Below are 14,995 nucleotides of genomic sequence, written 5' to 3'. Positions count from 1 at the left end.
GGCGGCAACCACCGTCCGGGGTTTCGTCGTCTCACGGTGCGCACTGACCGACCCCCCCCGCACCGCTCGCACCACCTTCCGGCTGCGCGTGAACGTGGTATGTCCCACACCTGAGGGCGATGTGGAACGGGACGAACCGGTCGTAGCGTTGAAAGTTATTGACGGGGTATCTCGGGGTTTCGGGAATCGGCAACGATGGAGAAGCGTGTGATGACGGACGGTAAGCGGCGCAAGGGCCTGATGGCCGCGTCCGCACTGCTCGGCGGTGTGCTGGTGCTCTCGGCATGTTCCAGTAGCGACGCCGACACCTCCGGGGGTGGGGACGGCAAGACGTCACAGGCCGAGGTCGACGAGGCGGCGGCCAAGAAGACGTCCGAGGCCCAGATCAAGATCACGCCCGAGGACGGCTCGGACAACGCCTCCATCAACAACTCCGCCGGCGTCACGGTGAGCAAGGGCACGCTCACCGAGGTGAAGATGACCGCCTCCGACGGCACCGCGGTCAGCGGCGAGATATCCGCCGACAAGACCAGCTGGAAGCCCAGCGGGCAGCTGGAGCGGGCCACCACCTACAAGCTGACGGCGACCGCGCAGGACTCCGAGGGCCGCGCCGCCCACGAGAACGCGTCGTTCACCACGGTCTCCCCGCAGAACAGCTTCATCGGCACCTTCACCCCGGACGACGGCAAGACCGTCGGCGTCGGGATGCCCGTGTCGATCAACTTCGACAAGGAGATCACCAACAAGGCCGCCGTCCAGAAGGGCATCACGGTCAACACCAGCAGCGGCCAGGAGGTCGCCTGCCACTGGTTCAGCACCCAGCGCATGGACTGCCGCCCGGAGAAGTACTGGCAGGAGAACTCGACCGTCACCCTCAAGCTGGCGCTCGACGGAGTCGAGGGCGCCGACGGTGTCTACGGCGTCCAGCAGAAGACGGTCACCTTCAAGATCGGCCGCAACCAGGTCTCCTACGTCGACGCGAAGACCAAGCAGATGACGGTCACGCAGGACGGCAAGACGATCAAGACGATCCCGATCTCCGCCGGCTCCCCCGAGAACAAGACCTACGAGGGTCAGATGGTGATCTCCGAGAAGTTCAAGGAGACCCGGATGGACGGCTCGACGGTCGGCTTCACCGACGACGACGGCAAGGGCGAGTACGACATCAAGGACGTGCCGCACGCCATGCGCCTGAGCACCTCCGGCACCTTCATCCACGGCAACTACTGGGGCAAGGGCATCTTCGGCAGCGCCAACACCAGCCACGGCTGCGTGGGCCTGGAGGACGCCAAGGGCGCGAACGACCCGAACATGCCGGGCGCCTGGTTCTACGACAACTCGATCATCGGTGACGTGGTCGTCGTCCAGAACACCGGCGACAAGACCATCGCCCCGGACAACGGCCTCAACGGCTGGAACATGGACTGGGCCCAGTGGAAGGCGGGTTCGGCGGTCTGACGCCGAACTCCCGCCGGGCCGACGCCACTTCGCACGGGCGCCCGCCACCCCTCGACCGGGGCGGCGGGCGCCCGCCGTTTCCCCGGCTTCTCATCCTCCTCTTACGCGACCCTTATCCCTTCATCACAGGCCGTCCCTACCTTGCGGCCATGTTCTTCACCTATCTGAGGCGCGAGCTGCGCCGCCGCAGAAAGGCGGCCCTCGTCGTCGCCTCCGGCCTGGCGCTGGGCATCGCGCTGGTCATCGTCGTCGACTCCGTCTCCTCCGGCATGAGCCGGGCGCAGGACAAGGTGCTGCAGTCCCTGTACGGGCTCGGCACGGACATGACGGTCACCAAGGCCGCGGAGGCCCCCTCCGGCTCCACCTCCGAACGGCCGCGCTTCCGCTTCGACGCGCAGGAGGACGGCTCCGAGGAGGAGCAGAGCACCGACCGCGTCATGGTGCAGGGCCTGCAGACGCTGGCGGGTTCGACCGTCGGCAAGGTCGCCGACCAGAGCGGTGTCGCCGACGCGGTGGGCGGACTGAGCCTCCAAGTAGTCAAGGTCAGCGGTGAGTTCACACGGGGTCAGTTCCAGCAGGAGGGCGGCTCGGGCGGGCAGAGCCAGGGTCAGGGCGGCGGACCGGGCGGCGGCGGACAGGCCCCGCAGGGCCGCGTGCAGGGCGGCGGCGCCGACTTCGACGTCAACAGCTACTCCGTCTACGGCACCGACGTCACCGAGCCCGCCCTCGGCCCGCTGACCACGTCCACCATCACCAGCGGCCGCACCTTCAAGGAGACGGAGGCCGATGCCAAGGTCGCCGTCGCCGACGCGGCGTACGCCAAGGAGAAGAAGCTCAAGACCGGCAGCACGGTCACCGTCAAGGGCACCGAGTTCGAGGTCGTCGGCATCGCCACGGCCGACAGCGGCGACGCCGCGGCCAACCTCTACGTGCCGCTCAAGCAGGCCCAGACGCTTGGTGACGCGAAGGACAAGGTCACCACGATCTATGTCAAGGCGACCGACTCGCAGCGGATCGACGGCGTCAAGTCCGCGATCCAGAAGAACATCTCGGGTACGACGGTCACCACCTCCGCCGATCTCGCCGACACCGTCTCCGGGTCGCTGTCCACCGCTTCCTCCCTTGCCGCGGGCGTCGGCAAGTGGCTGTCGATCGTCGTCCTGGCGGCCGCCTTCCTCGTCGCCGGTCTGCTCACCTCCTCCGCCGTCTCCCGCCGGGTGCGCGAGTTCGGCACGCTCAAGGCGCTCGGCTGGCGCTCGGGCCGGGTCACCCGCCAGGTGATCGGCGAGGCCGTCGTCAACGGCCTGGTCGGCGGCGCCCTCGGCATCGCGCTGGGGCTCGCGGGCGCGTACGTCGTCACGGCCGTCAGCCCCACGCTGCAGGCCCAGCTGGGTGGCGGCACGGGCGGTGGCGGGGGTGCGGGCGGCCCCGGGGGCTTCGGTGGCGGCGGCATGGGCGGTCCCGGCCGGCAGACCGCCGCGAAGACCCTCGACATCGCGCTGACCGCCCCCGTCAGCCTCACCACCATCGCCCTCGCGGTCGCCCTCGCCGTGGCCGGCGGCCTCGTCGCCGGAGGCTTCGGCGGCTGGCGCGCCTCGCGACTGCGCCCGGCGGACGCCCTGCGCCGCGTCGAGTAACGCCACCCTCCCCCCCCGTACTCCAGGAGTTGCCCCATGTACGAACTCAGCGGCGTCACCAAGCGCTACACCCGCGGCAAGGACACCGTGCACGCCCTCGACGGCGTCGACCTGACCATCCCGGACGGCGACCGGCTGGTCATCCAGGGCCCCACCGGCGGCGGCAAGTCCACGCTGCTCCAGATGCTCGGCGCGCTGGACCGCCCCACCTCCGGCGCGGTCGTCCTCGACGGCACCGACCTGGCCAGGCTTCCCGAGGCCCGGCTGACCAGGGTGCGCAGCGAGAGCATCGGCTTCGTCTTCCAGTCCTTCAACCTCATCCCGACCCTGACCGCCCAGGAGAACGTCGAGACCGCCCTGGTCCCGCTCGGCGTCAAGGCGAAGGAGCGGCGCGAGAAGGCCGCCGAGGCCCTGGCCTCCGTCGGCCTCGGCGAACGCCTCGGTCACCTCCCCGGCGAGATGTCCGGCGGCCAGCAGCAGCGCGTCGCCATCGCCCGCGCCCTGGTGAAGCAGCCGAAGGTACTCCTCGCCGACGAACCGACGGGCAACCTCGACGAGTCGACCCGCGACGAGATCATGGAGGTACTCGACCGCATGTGGAAGGAGTTGGGCCTCACCTTCGTCATGGTCACCCACGACTCGGCCATCGCCAGGAAGGCCCCCCGCGTGGCCACCATCCGCAAGGGCCGCATCACCGTGAAGGAGAACGCGTCGGCCTGACACCGGGCGGGTGGGCCGCCGGTTCACCAGGGCCGAGCGGGCGGCCCGCCGGAAGCAGCGCGTCCGGCGGAGCTCCGGTCCGCCTGCACCCGAGCCGCCGTCCACCTGGCGGCCGCCGCCCCAGTGCGTCGAGTACGAGCGGGCGCGCTGCGGGGAGGACCCCGAGTATCACGTCCTGCCCATCACCTGGACGTGCACGCGCGACCCCACGGAGGGCTTCCGCTCGTCGGAGCCGTAGCGGGCGTGCTTCGCCGAGATCCGCCCGTACGTCGGTGCCGTCGAGGAGATGCGCCTCTACCGGCCGACCCCGGTGCGCGGCCCGGGCGCGGCCGTCCCCACCCTGTACGGCGTGGGCGGGCGGCGCGGAGACCTTCGCCTCGGCCTCAGGGTCGGAGACCTCGACGTAGCCCGCGTTCTTGTCCGGCTGCTCCGGCTCGTAGTGGATCGGCACCGCGTACCGGGTGTCGAGGATCTCCGTGGCCGCGGCGGCCGCAGGTGCGGTGTGTCGACCACCGCGCCGTTGGCGGGCAGGAACACCGCGTCGAACGGGCTGAACCGGCGCGCGACGAGCCACCAGTAGCCGTGTGCGGGCGGATCCGACGGCGGCGAGTTGCCCGCCGGGTTCGACGTCGACCAGGCGTTGTTCGAGATCGTCGTGGCCGGACCGGCGCTCAACGCGGCCATGCGACTCCAGCACGACCGGACGGCCGCGGACCGGGCCCGCCGTGCGATCGAACGGGCCTGGACCAGTCCTGACCGTCACCGACCGCCCCGGACCACCGGGACGGCGGGTTCCTGAACGCCGCCGATTGGTGGCTCTCCGGCGACCTCGCACCAGACCGTCTTGCGGTCCGCGCACTGCTCCACGCCCCACCGCAGCGCCAGCGCGTCGAGGAGGGCGAGGCCTCGCCCGGACTCGTCGGTGGCCGTGGTCGGCCGGACGAGTACGGGCAGGGCGCGCGGATCGGGGTCGGTGACCTCCACACGGGTGCGGCCCGCGCCGATGCCGGTCACGCGGACCGTTACGGGTGTGCCCTCGCCGAGGTGGTCGACGACGTTCGTCAGCAACTCGCTCGCGCAGAGGCGGACGTCGTAGTCGTGGTGGCGGAGCAGGTGGCGGAGTTCGGGTACGGCCTTCGGTGTGGCGAGCAGGCTGAGTTCGAAGGCTGTCACGGGGCCGCCTTGCGGAGGACGGCCGTGAGCGCGCGAGCCGTGACGGCGTTGCAGTTCCCGAGGGCGACCAGCCCCCCGGGCGGCGCGTAGGTTCCGGCGAAGGTCGGCAGGTCCACCCGGAGGGAGGGGAGCGTGATGCCGTGCAGGGTGAGGGCGGCGCGGAGTTCCTCCACGCAGCGGGTCAGGTCGTCTTGCTGGGCGGGCGGCATGGACGGGCACCTTTCCGTGTGCACTCTGTGACGAACTGCTCACGCAGTGGCGTCCGGTGCCCTACCGTGAAAGGGATCTCGCGTCGGCAGCCCGGAGTGCGGAAGGGGTTGTGCCATGGCGCAGCGCAAGGACATCGACGGTTCGACCAGCGTCCCGACCTTCTACGGCAAGGAGTTGAGGTACCAGCGGGAGCGGGCCGGGCTGTCGCTGGAAGCGCTGGTCGAGGGCAGCTTCTACGGCAAGTCGCATCTGAGCGACATCGAACGCGGGGAACGGCGCATGCCGTTGGACCTGGCCCGGCACGCGGATCAGGTGCTGGGGACGGACGGGTTCTTCGAGCGGCGGTGTGAGGATGTGCGGAAGGCGCGGCGGGGGCCGCACGCCGCGTACTTCGAGAAGGTCCTGGAGGCGGAGCGGCACGCCGAGTCCATCGAGGAGTGGTGCCCCAGCACGTTCCCCGGCCTGCTCCAGACCGCTCCGTACGCGCGGGCTCTCGTGCGCGCCGCCCACCCGCAGGCCGTCGACGAGTGGGTGGAGGAGAAGGTGCAGGCCCGGCTGGCCCGTGCCCGTCTCTTCGAGGACGACCACGCCACCCCGGAGTACTGGGCGATCCTGCACGAGTCGCTGCTGCTCGACCCGATCGTGCCGCCGGGGGAGATGGCCGCGCAGCTCGACCGAATCGTGGAGCTGGCCGGGCGGCGCCGGATCACTCCGCAGATCGTGCCGCGGAAGTGCGGGGCGTATCCCCTGATGGCCGCCTCCATCATGGTCATGACCTTCCCGGACGCGCCGCCGCTCGTCTACACCGAGGCGTCGTACAGCGGGGACACCATCGACGATCCGGCCCTCGTGAAGCAGTACCGCAAGGCATACGATCGGCTCAGGGCCGTCGCACTGTCACCGAAGGCGTCCCTGGCCCGGATCGAGGCAGCGGCAGGGGATTACCGAAATGGCGAGCAACCGGATCGACTTGAGTGACGCGCTCTGGGCGAAGAGCAGCTACAGCAACGGTGACGGCGGCAACTGCGTCGAGGTCGCCGACGGCATCCCCGGGCTCGTCCCCGTCCGGGACTCCAAGGCCTCTGGTGACGGTCCCGTCCTCCTCCTCACCGCCCGCGCCTGGGCGCCCTTTGTCGCTGCGCTGAGGCGGGGCACCTTCACGGTGTGAGGGTGCTGCCGAAAAGCGTGAACACTCCGACGTCCTTTGTCCTCGCCCCGCTCACCTGAGCGGCCAAATGGCACTCTCCGCGGATTGTCCGCGCTTTTCGGAAGGCCATGCGCCCTCCACGACGTACTCGACCGCGCGTATCAGCCACGGTGGCGCCGCCCCAGGTCCGCCACCAGCCGTGTCGCGAGAGGGACGGAGACGCCGTGCCGACGAGCGGCGCGCAGAAGCGCGCCTCCAACAGCGTCGAGCTCCAGGGGACGCCCGGCTTCGGCGTCCCGCTGCATCGATGACCGGGCATCGCGCGGGAACGCCTCGTACAGTGCCAGGAACCGTGTGACGTCGATGGACGCCCCACAGGCTTCGCCGACCGCGGCCGCCTCCCGGACCAGAGCGGACAGCTCCGCGCGGCGCTCGGTGCGGACCTCGCCGATCGTCGTCCCGTACCACGTCGTGAGCAGCGCGAACGGCGCGAGAAACGCCAGCTTGGTCCAGAGCAGCGCGGACTCGTCACCGGCCACCTGGACCATCACGCCCGCGGCCCGGAGGACGTCACGCAACTCCCCGAGCCGTTCGGCGGGCCCCGCCACATCGATCTCGGTGAACGGGCTGCCGTGTTCGACGGCTCCCGGTGCGACGCGAGTCGACTCCACCCGGATGACACCCGCCACCACCCGACGCTCCCCGAAGTGCCGGCGCAGCCCCGCGAGATGCTCGACGCCGTTCAGGAGCGGCAGCACGAGCCCTCCATCGAGCATCTGGCGCGGGACCCTCTCCAGGGCCGTCTCCAGGTGGGTGCTCTTGACCGTCACCAGGCACAGGTCGACCGGCTCCCGTAGCTCAGTGGCCGCCTCCACCGGAGCGGAGAAGTCGTCGAACTGCGCGCTGCGCACGCGAATCCCGTCCTTGCACAGGGCAGCCGCCGTGGCCGGGCCCGCCAGGCAGATCACCCGGTGCCCCGCGTGGGCGAGCAGCGCGGCCAGCAGCCCGCCGACCCCACCGGGGCCGAGTACGGCCACGGTCCACGGGGTTGTGGAGGCGGCCGTGTCCGGACGAGTGGGGGAGGCGGTCATGGGCGAGGTCCTTCCGGCGGTTGGGGCCTCCGGCTGCGCGGCAGACGGGGCGGCACAGCGGTCGCCAGGTCGGCACCCGGACGGTGCCGTCGCCCGCTCCGGATCCGCGCGAGGGCACCGGACGGGTTGCCGCCTGGACCGCAACACGATCCTGGTGGCCGGCAACACCCCAGTCAATCCTGGGGATTGCTCTCTTCCTCCAAGCTGTACCTTGGGTATGTGACCTTGGACGATCTGCGCGTGTTCGTTGCCGTGTGCCGGGCCGGGAGCCTCAGCGCCGTGGCCCGGGACCTGGGCTGTACTCAGTCGGCGGTGAGCCAGCACGTGAAGCGGCTGGAGCGCGAGAGCGGCGCGAGCCTGCTGGAACGTCAGCCACGCGGGGTCGTACCCACGGCCGCGGGGCGGATCCTGTGTGAAGCCGCCGCCGACGGGATCGCCGGTCTCGATCTCGCGCTGCGCCGCCTCGGCGACCTCGTCGACGGAGACGGCGGCTCGGTACGGGTCACCACCGGCGGCACGACCGTGCAACACTTCATGGCCGAGGCGATCGTCTCCTTCCGTCACCGGTACCCCAAGGTGAGCCTGGAGTTCCGGACCGAGACCTCCAGCCGGGACTGTTTCGACGCACTGCTCTCCAGCGATCTGGACCTGGCTTGGATCACCGTCGCCGGTTCGGTGCGCGGGATAGAGCAGCGGCCCGTCTTCGACCTGCCCTGGGTGCTCGCGGCCCGGGCGGACGACCCGCTCGCGGCCCGCGCGCACATCGAGGTGTCCGACCTCGCGGACAGCCACCTCGTCCGCCTCCCTCCGAACTCGACCTCGGGTGGCCTGCTGGAGGAAGCCTTCAGAGAACTGGGCGTCGGGGCCGGATCGAACACGAGCGTCGCCGACTGGGACACCGCCCTGCTGCTCGCCGAACTCGGCCTGGGACACGCCGTCGTGCCCGCCGTACCGGGTCTGCCCGCCGCCACGGAGAACGGGCCGCTGCGCCTGGTCCCGATTCCGTCGTTGCCGCCGCTGTCGGTCGGCTGGGCGGTACGCCGCTGGGACGCGCTGTCGCCGCCGGCCCGTGCCTTCGCCGACATCGTCGCCCGGGGCACGGCGGCCGAGCCCGTTCTTGCGGGAGACGTGCCTCAGTCGCGGCGCTGAGTCAGGGCACGCTCACGGCGTGACCGTGGTGGTGGCCGTCGCGTCCGACCCCCAGCTGGCCAGCAGCCGCAGCCCCTCCGCCGACGGCGAGCCCGGCTCGGCGTGGTACGTCACGAAGCACTGCTCCTCGTCGTCGACCAGGCGGAACGTCTCGAAGGACAGGGTCAGGTCACCGACCAGCGGGTGCCGCATCCGCTTGACGCCGTGGCTCTTCTCCTTGACGTCGTGGGTGGCCCACAGCCGCCGGAACTCCTCGCTCTTCACGGACAGTTCGCCCACCAGCGCGGACAGCCGCGGGTCGTCCGGGTGCCGGCCCGCGTCCATGCGCAGGAAGCTGACCATGTCGTACGCCTTCTGGTCCCAGTCGACGAACAGCTCGCGGTAGTCCGGGTTCAGGAAGACCAGCCGCGCCCAGTTGCGCTCGGCGGTCGGCAGCTTGCCCCAGTCGCCGAAGAGGGCCGCGGCCATCCGGTTCCAGGCGAGGATCTCCGAGCGCCGGCCGGTCACGTACGCCGGCACCGTCTCGATCGACTCCAGCAGCTGGAGCAGCCCCACCCGCACCGGCTGCTGCTGCGTCCGTCCCGCCGACGACGACCGCCTGCGCTGCTGCTTCGGCTTCGCCAGGTGCATCAGGTGGGCCTGCTCCGCATCGGTCAGCCTGAGCGCGCGGGCGATCGCGTCCAGGACCTCCGCCGACACGTTCTGCCCGTTGCCCTGCTCGAGGCGCGTGTAGTACGCCACCGACACCCCGGCCAGCTGCGCCAGCTCCTCGCGGCGCAGGCCGGGCACCCGGCGCTGCCGCCCGAACGACTCCAGCCCCACGTCCTCGGGCTTCAGCCGCGCCCGCCGGGTGCGCAGGAACTCGCTCAGTTCGGCACGCCGGTCCAGCTGTCCATCCATGCTTCCAGTATCGCCGGACGTATTCCCGGTCGTACGCACAGGAGCCTGTCCCTGTCAGTGGTACGCACGCTGGACGTACGCAAAGGCGTGGTCTGGGTGAATCCGCAGGTCGCAGGCACGCTGGAGACATCACCAGTCAATGCCAAGAGAATTCCGGAGAACCCGGCATGACCACTGTCGCCGCGTACGCAGCACCCGCCGCCAAGGCTCCGCTGGAGCGCACCACCATCGAGCGGCGCGAGGTGGGCGAGCACGACGTCCTGATCGACATCAAGTTCGCCGGCATCTGCCACTCCGACATCCACCAGGCCCGCGAGGGCTGGGGCGAGGCCATCTTCCCGATGGTCCCCGGACACGAGATCGCCGGTGTCGTCGAGGCCGTCGGTCCCGGCGTCACCAAGTTCAAGGTCGGCGACCGCGTCGGCGTCGGCTGCCTCGTCGACTCCTGCCGTGAGTGCGAGAACTGCGAGGCCGGCATGGAGCAGCACTGCCTCAAGGGCAGCGTCGGCACGTACAACGCCGTCGGCTACGACGGTGAGCCCACCTACGGCGGCTACGCGCAGAAGGTCGTCGTCGCCGAGGCGTTCACCGTCCGCATCCCCGACGGACTGGCGCTGGACGTGGCCGCGCCGCTGCTGTGCGCGGGCATCACCACGTACTCCCCGCTCAAGCACTGGGGCGCCGCCCCCGGCAAGAAGGTCGCCGTGATCGGCCTGGGCGGCCTCGGCCACATGGGCGTCAAGATCGCGCACGCGATGGGCGCCGAGGTCACCGTCCTGTCGCAGTCGCTGCGCAAGAAGGACGACGGCCTGAAGCTGGGCGCCGACCACTACTACGCGACCAGCGACGAGCAGACCTTCGAGGAGCTGGCGGGCAGCTTCGACCTGATCCTCTCCACGGTCTCCGCGCCGCTCGACTTCGGCTCCTACCTCGGCCTGCTCAGGACCGGCGGCGCCCTGGTGAACGTCGGTGCCCCCGAGGAGCCGATCGCCCTGAACCTGTTCTCGCTCATCGGCGGCAACAAGACCCTCGCCGGCTCCATGATCGGCGGCATCGCCGAGACGCAGGAGATGCTGGACTTCTGTGCCGAGCACGGCATCGGCGCCGAGATCGAGCTGATCGCCGCGTCGGAGATCAACGAGGCGTACGAGCGGGTGCTGGCGAGCGACGTGCGGTACCGCTTCGTGATCGACACGGCGACGATCTGACCGGCGGGGAGATTTTTTTCTCCCTCCCTGTCACACGGCTGCCCCGCCCCGGGTCATACCGCCACGGACACACAACGGCGGACGTCCGGGCGGGGCGGCCTCATACCCGCTCCCCCCGGACGCCAGGACCCCGGGAGCAGACATGACGTACCCCTCGACCCCCACCACCCCCCTCCTGGTCACCGGCGGCACGGGCACCCTCGGCAGCCACGTCGTCCCGCTGCTGCGGGCGGCCGGTCACGAGGTGCGCATCCTCACCCGGCGGGCCCGTCCCGCCGCCGACGGCGTCACGTACGTCACCGGCGACCTCCTCACCGGTGAGGGCGTCGAGGCCGCCGTCGACGGCGTGCACACCGTCCTGCACCTGGCGGGCGGCCCGAAGGGCGACGACCGGGCGACCCGCACCCTGGTGGACGCCGCGGCCCGTGCGGACGTACGGCACCTCGTGTACATCTCGGTCGTCGGCGCGGACAGCGTGCCGCTGGCGTGGCTGCGGACCAAGCTGGAGTCGGAGCGGGCGATCGCCGACTCGGGGATCGGGTGGACGGTGCTGCGGGCGGCCCAGTTCCACGAGCTGACCCTGACGATGATCGAGAAGATGACCGGGCTGCCGGTCCTCCCCGTCCCGGGCGGACTGCGGCTCCAGCCGGTCGACTCCCGCGAGGTCGCCGCCCGCCTGGCCGAACTGACCCTCGCGGCCCCGTCCGGCCGGGTCCCCGACATGACCGGCCCCGAGGTCCACGACCTGGCCGCCCTGGCCCGCCCGTACCTCGCCCTGCACGCCAGGCGCCGCCGCCCGACGCTGCCGGTCCGCATCCCCGGCAAGGCGGGCCGCGCCTACCGCGCGGGCGCGAACCTCACGCTGGAGGGGGCGCTGGTGGGCCGGCGGACGTGGGAGGAGTTCCTGACGGAGCGGGCCGGTCGGGGGATGCCGGCACCGGCTGCCACGCGCCGCTCGTGACCAGCCCCGCTTCGACGGTCAGCGGCGCCGGAGCGACGGGTCGAGCAGCGCGGGCGGGGTGTCGAACTTCTCGTGCGCGGCGAGATCGGTGCCCGGGGCCACGATGGCGTCGATCGCGTCGAGGACATCGGCGCTCAGCACGGTGTCGGCGGCGGCGAGCTGCGCGTGCAGGTGGTCCAGGGTGCGGGGGCCGATGAGCGCGCTGGTCACGGCGGGGTGCGCGGTCACGAAACCGAGGGCCAGCTGGATCATGGTCAGGCCGGCCTCGTCGGCGACCCGGGCCAGCTGCTCGACGGCGTCGAGCCTGGCCCGGTTGACGGGCAGGGACATGTCGAACCGGTCCGGCAGTACCGCCGAACGGTGGGTGGCGATCTCCCGCCCCGCGCGGACCGCGCCCGACAGCCAGCCCGAGGCCAGCGGGCTCCACGCCAGCACACCGAGGCCGTACTCCTCGGCCACCGGCAGGACGTGGCTCTCGATGCCGCGCTGCAGGACGGAGTAGCTGGGCTGCTCGGTGACGTAGCGGCCCAGGCGGTGCTCGCGCGCGGCCCACTGGGCCTGCACGATGCGGTACGCGGGGTAGGTCGAGGAGCCGAAGTAACGGATCTTCCCCGCGCGCTGGAGGTCGGTCAGCGCCGACAGCGTCTCCTCGTCGCTCGTGGCCGGGTCCCACCGGTGGATCTGGTAGAGGTCGACGTGGTCGACGCCGAGCCGGCGCAGGCTGTTGTCCAGCTCCGTGACCAGCCAACGGCGGGAGGCGCCCCGGTGGTTGCGCTCCTCGCTCATCGGCATGCACGCCTTCGTGGCCAGCACGATGTCGTCGCGGCGGCCGGCGATGGCCTTGCCGACCATCTCCTCCGACTCGCCGTTGCCGTACATGTCGGCGGTGTCGATGACGTTGACCCCGCCCTCCAGGGCGGCGTCCACGACGGCGGTCGCCTCGTCCTGGGTGGTGCGCCCGATGCTGCCGAAGTTCATGGCGCCGAGTGCGAGAGCGCTGACCTGCACTCCGGTGCGGCCCAAGGTGCGGTACTGCATGACCGTGTTCCTCCATTGACCTGGTGACGCATGGCTTGGTGACGGACATCCGCTCTGGCATCATGAATAAGCGGAACGCCGTCCCGTTTGACGATACGGAACAGTGTCCCGTTTAGCAATGCCGGTGACGGAGGCACGAAGGGAACGACACGGTGAAGAGCAGCGGAGAGGGCAGCGGAGAGGGTGGCGGCGGGAGTGGTGGTGAGGGCGCGGGGCGCGCCGCCCGGCCCCGGCGGGCGGACGCCCGGCGCAACCAGCAGACCCTGCTCGACGCGGCAGCCAAGGTCTTCGTCGCCTCGGGCGTGGAGGCGCCGGTGCGCGACATCGCGGCGCAGGCCGGCGTCGGTACGGCCACGATCTACCGGCACTTCCCGACGCGCGCGGACCTGATCATCGCCGTCTACCGGCACCAGGTGGAGGCCTGCGCGGAAGCCGGCCCGGCCCTGCTGGCGAGCAGTCCGAGCCCGCACGCCGCACTCGCCCGATGGATCGACCTCTTCGTCGACTTCCTGGTCACCAAGCACGGACTCGCCGCCGTACTGCAGTCCGACAACGCCGGCTTCGAGACGCTCCACGCGTACTTCCTCGACCGCCTCGTGCCCGTGTGCACCGATCTCCTCGCCGCCGCGGGCGCCTCCGGCGAGATCCACTCCGACCTGTCGGCCTACGAACTCATGCGCGGCGTGGGCAACCTCTGCGTCGGCGCGGAGACCGACCCACGCTACGACGCCCGCCGCGTGGTCGCGCACCTGGTCGCGGGGTTGCGTCGGCCCGAGTGACCGCGCGTCGGGCGCGCCCTGGGGGCGGGTCGCGTGCGCGCGGTGTTCAAGGGCGCCCTGACTCTGCCCGATTCGCGGCGAGTTGTCTTGCTCGCGCAGTGGGCCGTTGCTAAGCCTTGGGCACCCGACTCCAGGGAGTACGCCGTGGATCGACAGCCCCCTCTTCCCGTCCCTCCGCGTTCACGCGTCCGCGGACTCGTCTGCGCCGCAGTGGCACTCGCGCTCGTGACGCTCACCGCCGCGACACGTCCTCCCGACGGGGACGCCCGGACCGCGGCGGACCCGGCGGCCGTGGTGCGCGAGTGGAACGCCATCGCCACCGACACGATCACGACCAGCCTCGGCCCACGCCCCTCCGGGCAGGTGGCGATCTGGCAAGGGTTCGTCTCCGTCGCCGTGTACAACGCCGTGGTGGGGATCGAAGGCGGCTACGCCCTGTACAAGTGGCGCCAGCGCGGTCCGGCCGAGGCATCCTCCGAGGCAGCCGCCGCCACAGCGGCCCACGACGTGCTGCTCGCCTACTTCCCTTCCTTCAAGGAGCGGCTCGACACCGCCTACGCGGACTCGCTCGCCGCGCTTCCGGCCGGCCGGGCCAGGGACCGGGGCGTCGACTACGGGCAGCGCGCCGCCGCCCGCATCGTCGAACTTCGGGAAGGGGACGGAAGGTTCGCGGACGTTCCGTTCACCGCTCCCCCGGCGCCAGGGGTGTGGCGGCCCACACCGCCCGCGTTCCAGCCCTTCATCGACACCTGGCTCGCCCGGCTCCGTCCCCTCCTGCTCTCCTCCCCACGGCAGTTCCGCCCCGCCGGACCCCACGCCCTCTCCTCGGCCGCTTACGCCCGGGATGTCCAGGAGCTGAAGGTCATGGGCGCGAAGACCGGCTCGGGCAGGAGCGCGCGGCAGACCGAGACCGCCCTCTTCTTCAGCGGCAACCTCGTCGAACAGGTCCAGACGGCCGTACGGGACCACGCCGCCCGGCACCGGCTCGGCATCGCCGAGACGGCCCGGCTGTTCGCCGCGGTGAACGCGTCGGCGACCGACGCCGTCGTCACGGCATGGGACGCCAAGCTCCGCTACGCCTCCTGGCGGCCGATCACGGCCATCCGCCTGGCCGACACCGACGGCAACCCCGCGACGACGCCGGACCCGGCCTGGGAGCCGCTTCTCCTCACTCCGCCTCACCCGGACCACATCGCCGGCCACACGACCGTCACCGCTGCCGTGGTACGCGCCCTGACCGGCGTCCTCGGCACCTCGCGCATCGACCTCTACGTCCCCTCCCAGGTCACCGGCACCACGCGGTACTACGGAACCGCCGACGCCCTCAACCGGGACGTCGTCGACGCCCGTGTGTGGGGCGGCGTCCACTCCCGCACGGCGGACACCGTCGGCTGCCGGACCGGCACCCAGGTGGCCACCTGGGCCCTGGACCACTACTTCCAGCCGTCCCCGCCGGCCCACACGGCTCGACAGAACAGGTCCGCCGAGCCGGGGTGCGGCGACGGCACCGACTGAGCACCGAGT

General features: G+C 71.4%; 16 protein-coding genes. 11 read left to right on the top strand and 5 right to left on the bottom strand.

All coding sequences use genetic code 11. The features are described from left to right. Window positions 1–210: 210 nt before the first annotated feature. From ACIGO6_RS20325 to ACIGO6_RS20310, 4 genes are all read left to right on the top strand, one after another. Window positions 211–1,458, top strand: a complete 1,248-nt coding sequence (locus ACIGO6_RS20325) for an Ig-like domain-containing protein (RefSeq protein ID WP_399877998.1) — start codon at window positions 211–213, stop codon at window positions 1,456–1,458. A 149-nt stretch (window positions 1,459–1,607) separates the two neighbouring features. Continuing rightward, complete coding sequence (locus ACIGO6_RS20320) at window positions 1,608–3,095, top strand: ABC transporter permease (RefSeq protein WP_399877995.1); 1,488 nt, start codon at window positions 1,608–1,610, stop codon at window positions 3,093–3,095. 36 nt (window positions 3,096–3,131) lie between these two features. Continuing rightward, window positions 3,132–3,815, top strand: coding sequence for an ABC transporter ATP-binding protein (locus ACIGO6_RS20315; protein WP_399877992.1), 684 nt, complete (start codon window positions 3,132–3,134; stop codon window positions 3,813–3,815). A 610-nt stretch (window positions 3,816–4,425) separates the two neighbouring features. Then, window positions 4,426–4,614 carry a hypothetical protein gene (locus tag ACIGO6_RS20310; RefSeq protein ID WP_399877990.1) on the top strand — a complete coding sequence of 63 codons (189 nt, stop codon included), beginning with the start codon at window positions 4,426–4,428 and terminating at the stop codon, window positions 4,612–4,614. On the opposite strand, the gene ACIGO6_RS20305 is transcribed toward ACIGO6_RS20310, so the two are convergent. Beyond that, window positions 4,575–4,988 (bottom strand): ATP-binding protein, encoded by a 414-nt coding sequence (locus ACIGO6_RS20305; RefSeq protein ID WP_399877988.1) that lies wholly within the window; start codon window positions 4,986–4,988, stop codon window positions 4,575–4,577. The two genes, ACIGO6_RS20310 and ACIGO6_RS20305, sit on opposite strands and share 40 nt — an antisense overlap. Further along, complete coding sequence (locus ACIGO6_RS20300; RefSeq protein WP_399877985.1) at window positions 4,985–5,197, bottom strand: hypothetical protein; 213 nt, start codon at window positions 5,195–5,197, stop codon at window positions 4,985–4,987. The genes ACIGO6_RS20305 and ACIGO6_RS20300 overlap by 4 nt, the downstream gene beginning before the upstream one ends. Before the next feature lie 115 nt (window positions 5,198–5,312). Here ACIGO6_RS20300 and ACIGO6_RS20295 point away from each other — a divergent pair, with 115 nt between their 5' ends. Then, a complete protein-coding gene (locus ACIGO6_RS20295; RefSeq protein ID WP_399877982.1) occupies window positions 5,313–6,176 on the top strand; it encodes a helix-turn-helix domain-containing protein in 864 nt (287 codons plus the stop codon). After that, on the top strand, window positions 6,148–6,366 hold the full coding sequence (locus tag ACIGO6_RS20290; RefSeq protein ID WP_399877979.1) for a DUF397 domain-containing protein: 219 nt from the start codon (window positions 6,148–6,150) through the stop codon (window positions 6,364–6,366). Before ACIGO6_RS20295 ends, ACIGO6_RS20290 begins: the two co-directional genes overlap by 29 nt. 140 nt (window positions 6,367–6,506) lie before the next feature. On the opposite strand, the gene ACIGO6_RS20285 is transcribed toward ACIGO6_RS20290, so the two are convergent. Continuing rightward, a complete protein-coding gene (locus ACIGO6_RS20285) occupies window positions 6,507–7,436 on the bottom strand; it encodes a ketopantoate reductase family protein (RefSeq protein WP_399877976.1) in 930 nt (309 codons plus the stop codon). Window positions 7,437–7,655: 219 nt separating this feature from the next. Between ACIGO6_RS20285 and ACIGO6_RS20280 the strand changes: the two genes are divergently transcribed. Further along, on the top strand, window positions 7,656–8,585 hold the full coding sequence (locus tag ACIGO6_RS20280; RefSeq protein ID WP_399877974.1) for a LysR family transcriptional regulator: 930 nt from the start codon (window positions 7,656–7,658) through the stop codon (window positions 8,583–8,585). Window positions 8,586–8,597: 12 nt separating this feature from the next. On the opposite strand, the gene ACIGO6_RS20275 is transcribed toward ACIGO6_RS20280, so the two are convergent. Further along, window positions 8,598–9,485, bottom strand: a complete 888-nt coding sequence (locus ACIGO6_RS20275; RefSeq protein ID WP_399877970.1) for a helix-turn-helix transcriptional regulator — start codon at window positions 9,483–9,485, stop codon at window positions 8,598–8,600. A gap of 167 nt (window positions 9,486–9,652) precedes the next feature. On the opposite strand from ACIGO6_RS20275, the gene ACIGO6_RS20270 reads away from it, so the two are divergent. Next, entirely contained in the window at window positions 9,653–10,693 is a 1,041-nt protein-coding gene (locus ACIGO6_RS20270) for an NAD(P)-dependent alcohol dehydrogenase (RefSeq protein WP_399877967.1), read from the top strand. 142 nt (window positions 10,694–10,835) lie between these two features. Then, complete coding sequence (locus ACIGO6_RS20265) at window positions 10,836–11,654, top strand: SDR family oxidoreductase (protein ID WP_399877964.1); 819 nt, start codon at window positions 10,836–10,838, stop codon at window positions 11,652–11,654. An 18-nt stretch (window positions 11,655–11,672) separates the two neighbouring features. Here the strand turns inward: ACIGO6_RS20265 and ACIGO6_RS20260 are convergent, their stop codons facing one another. Continuing rightward, window positions 11,673–12,692, bottom strand: a complete 1,020-nt coding sequence (locus ACIGO6_RS20260; RefSeq protein WP_399877962.1) for an aldo/keto reductase — start codon at window positions 12,690–12,692, stop codon at window positions 11,673–11,675. A 152-nt stretch (window positions 12,693–12,844) separates the two neighbouring features. Here ACIGO6_RS20260 and ACIGO6_RS20255 point away from each other — a divergent pair, with 152 nt between their 5' ends. Both ACIGO6_RS20255 and ACIGO6_RS20250 read left to right on the top strand, forming a co-directional pair. Beyond that, on the top strand, window positions 12,845–13,471 hold the full coding sequence (locus tag ACIGO6_RS20255; RefSeq protein ID WP_399877959.1) for a TetR/AcrR family transcriptional regulator: 627 nt from the start codon (window positions 12,845–12,847) through the stop codon (window positions 13,469–13,471). 225 nt (window positions 13,472–13,696) lie between these two features. Continuing rightward, window positions 13,697–14,986, top strand: coding sequence for a vanadium-dependent haloperoxidase (locus ACIGO6_RS20250; protein ID WP_399877956.1), 1,290 nt, complete (start codon window positions 13,697–13,699; stop codon window positions 14,984–14,986). The last annotated feature ends 9 nt before the right edge of the window (window positions 14,987–14,995 follow it).

This window comes from Streptomyces sp. NPDC053750, assembly GCF_044544295.1.
Lineage (GTDB): Bacteria > Actinomycetota > Actinomycetes > Streptomycetales > Streptomycetaceae > Streptomyces.
This window is presented reverse-complemented; position numbering and strand designations above follow the sequence as displayed.

What these genes read in the sequence shown, in the direction of transcription:
- ACIGO6_RS20295 (WP_399877982.1), top strand. Translation starts at nt 5,313, where the DNA reads ATGGCGCAGCGCAAGGACATCGACGGTTCGACCAGCGTCCCGACCTTC.
- ACIGO6_RS20290 (WP_399877979.1), top strand. Translation starts at nt 6,148, where the DNA reads ATGGCGAGCAACCGGATCGACTTGAGTGACGCGCTCTGGGCGAAGAGC.
- ACIGO6_RS20265 (WP_399877964.1), top strand. Translation starts at nt 10,836, where the DNA reads ATGACGTACCCCTCGACCCCCACCACCCCCCTCCTGGTCACCGGCGGC.
- ACIGO6_RS20325 (WP_399877998.1), top strand. Translation starts at nt 211, where the DNA reads ATGACGGACGGTAAGCGGCGCAAGGGCCTGATGGCCGCGTCCGCACTG.
- ACIGO6_RS20260 (WP_399877962.1), bottom strand. Translation starts at nt 12,692, where the DNA reads ATGCAGTACCGCACCTTGGGCCGCACCGGAGTGCAGGTCAGCGCTCTC.
- ACIGO6_RS20275 (WP_399877970.1), bottom strand. Translation starts at nt 9,485, where the DNA reads ATGGATGGACAGCTGGACCGGCGTGCCGAACTGAGCGAGTTCCTGCGC.
- ACIGO6_RS20285 (WP_399877976.1), bottom strand. Translation starts at nt 7,436, where the DNA reads ATGACCGCCTCCCCCACTCGTCCGGACACGGCCGCCTCCACAACCCCG.
- ACIGO6_RS20320 (WP_399877995.1), top strand. Translation starts at nt 1,608, where the DNA reads ATGTTCTTCACCTATCTGAGGCGCGAGCTGCGCCGCCGCAGAAAGGCG.
- ACIGO6_RS20300 (WP_399877985.1), bottom strand. Translation starts at nt 5,197, where the DNA reads ATGCCGCCCGCCCAGCAAGACGACCTGACCCGCTGCGTGGAGGAACTC.
- ACIGO6_RS20315 (WP_399877992.1), top strand. Translation starts at nt 3,132, where the DNA reads ATGTACGAACTCAGCGGCGTCACCAAGCGCTACACCCGCGGCAAGGAC.
- ACIGO6_RS20270 (WP_399877967.1), top strand. Translation starts at nt 9,653, where the DNA reads ATGACCACTGTCGCCGCGTACGCAGCACCCGCCGCCAAGGCTCCGCTG.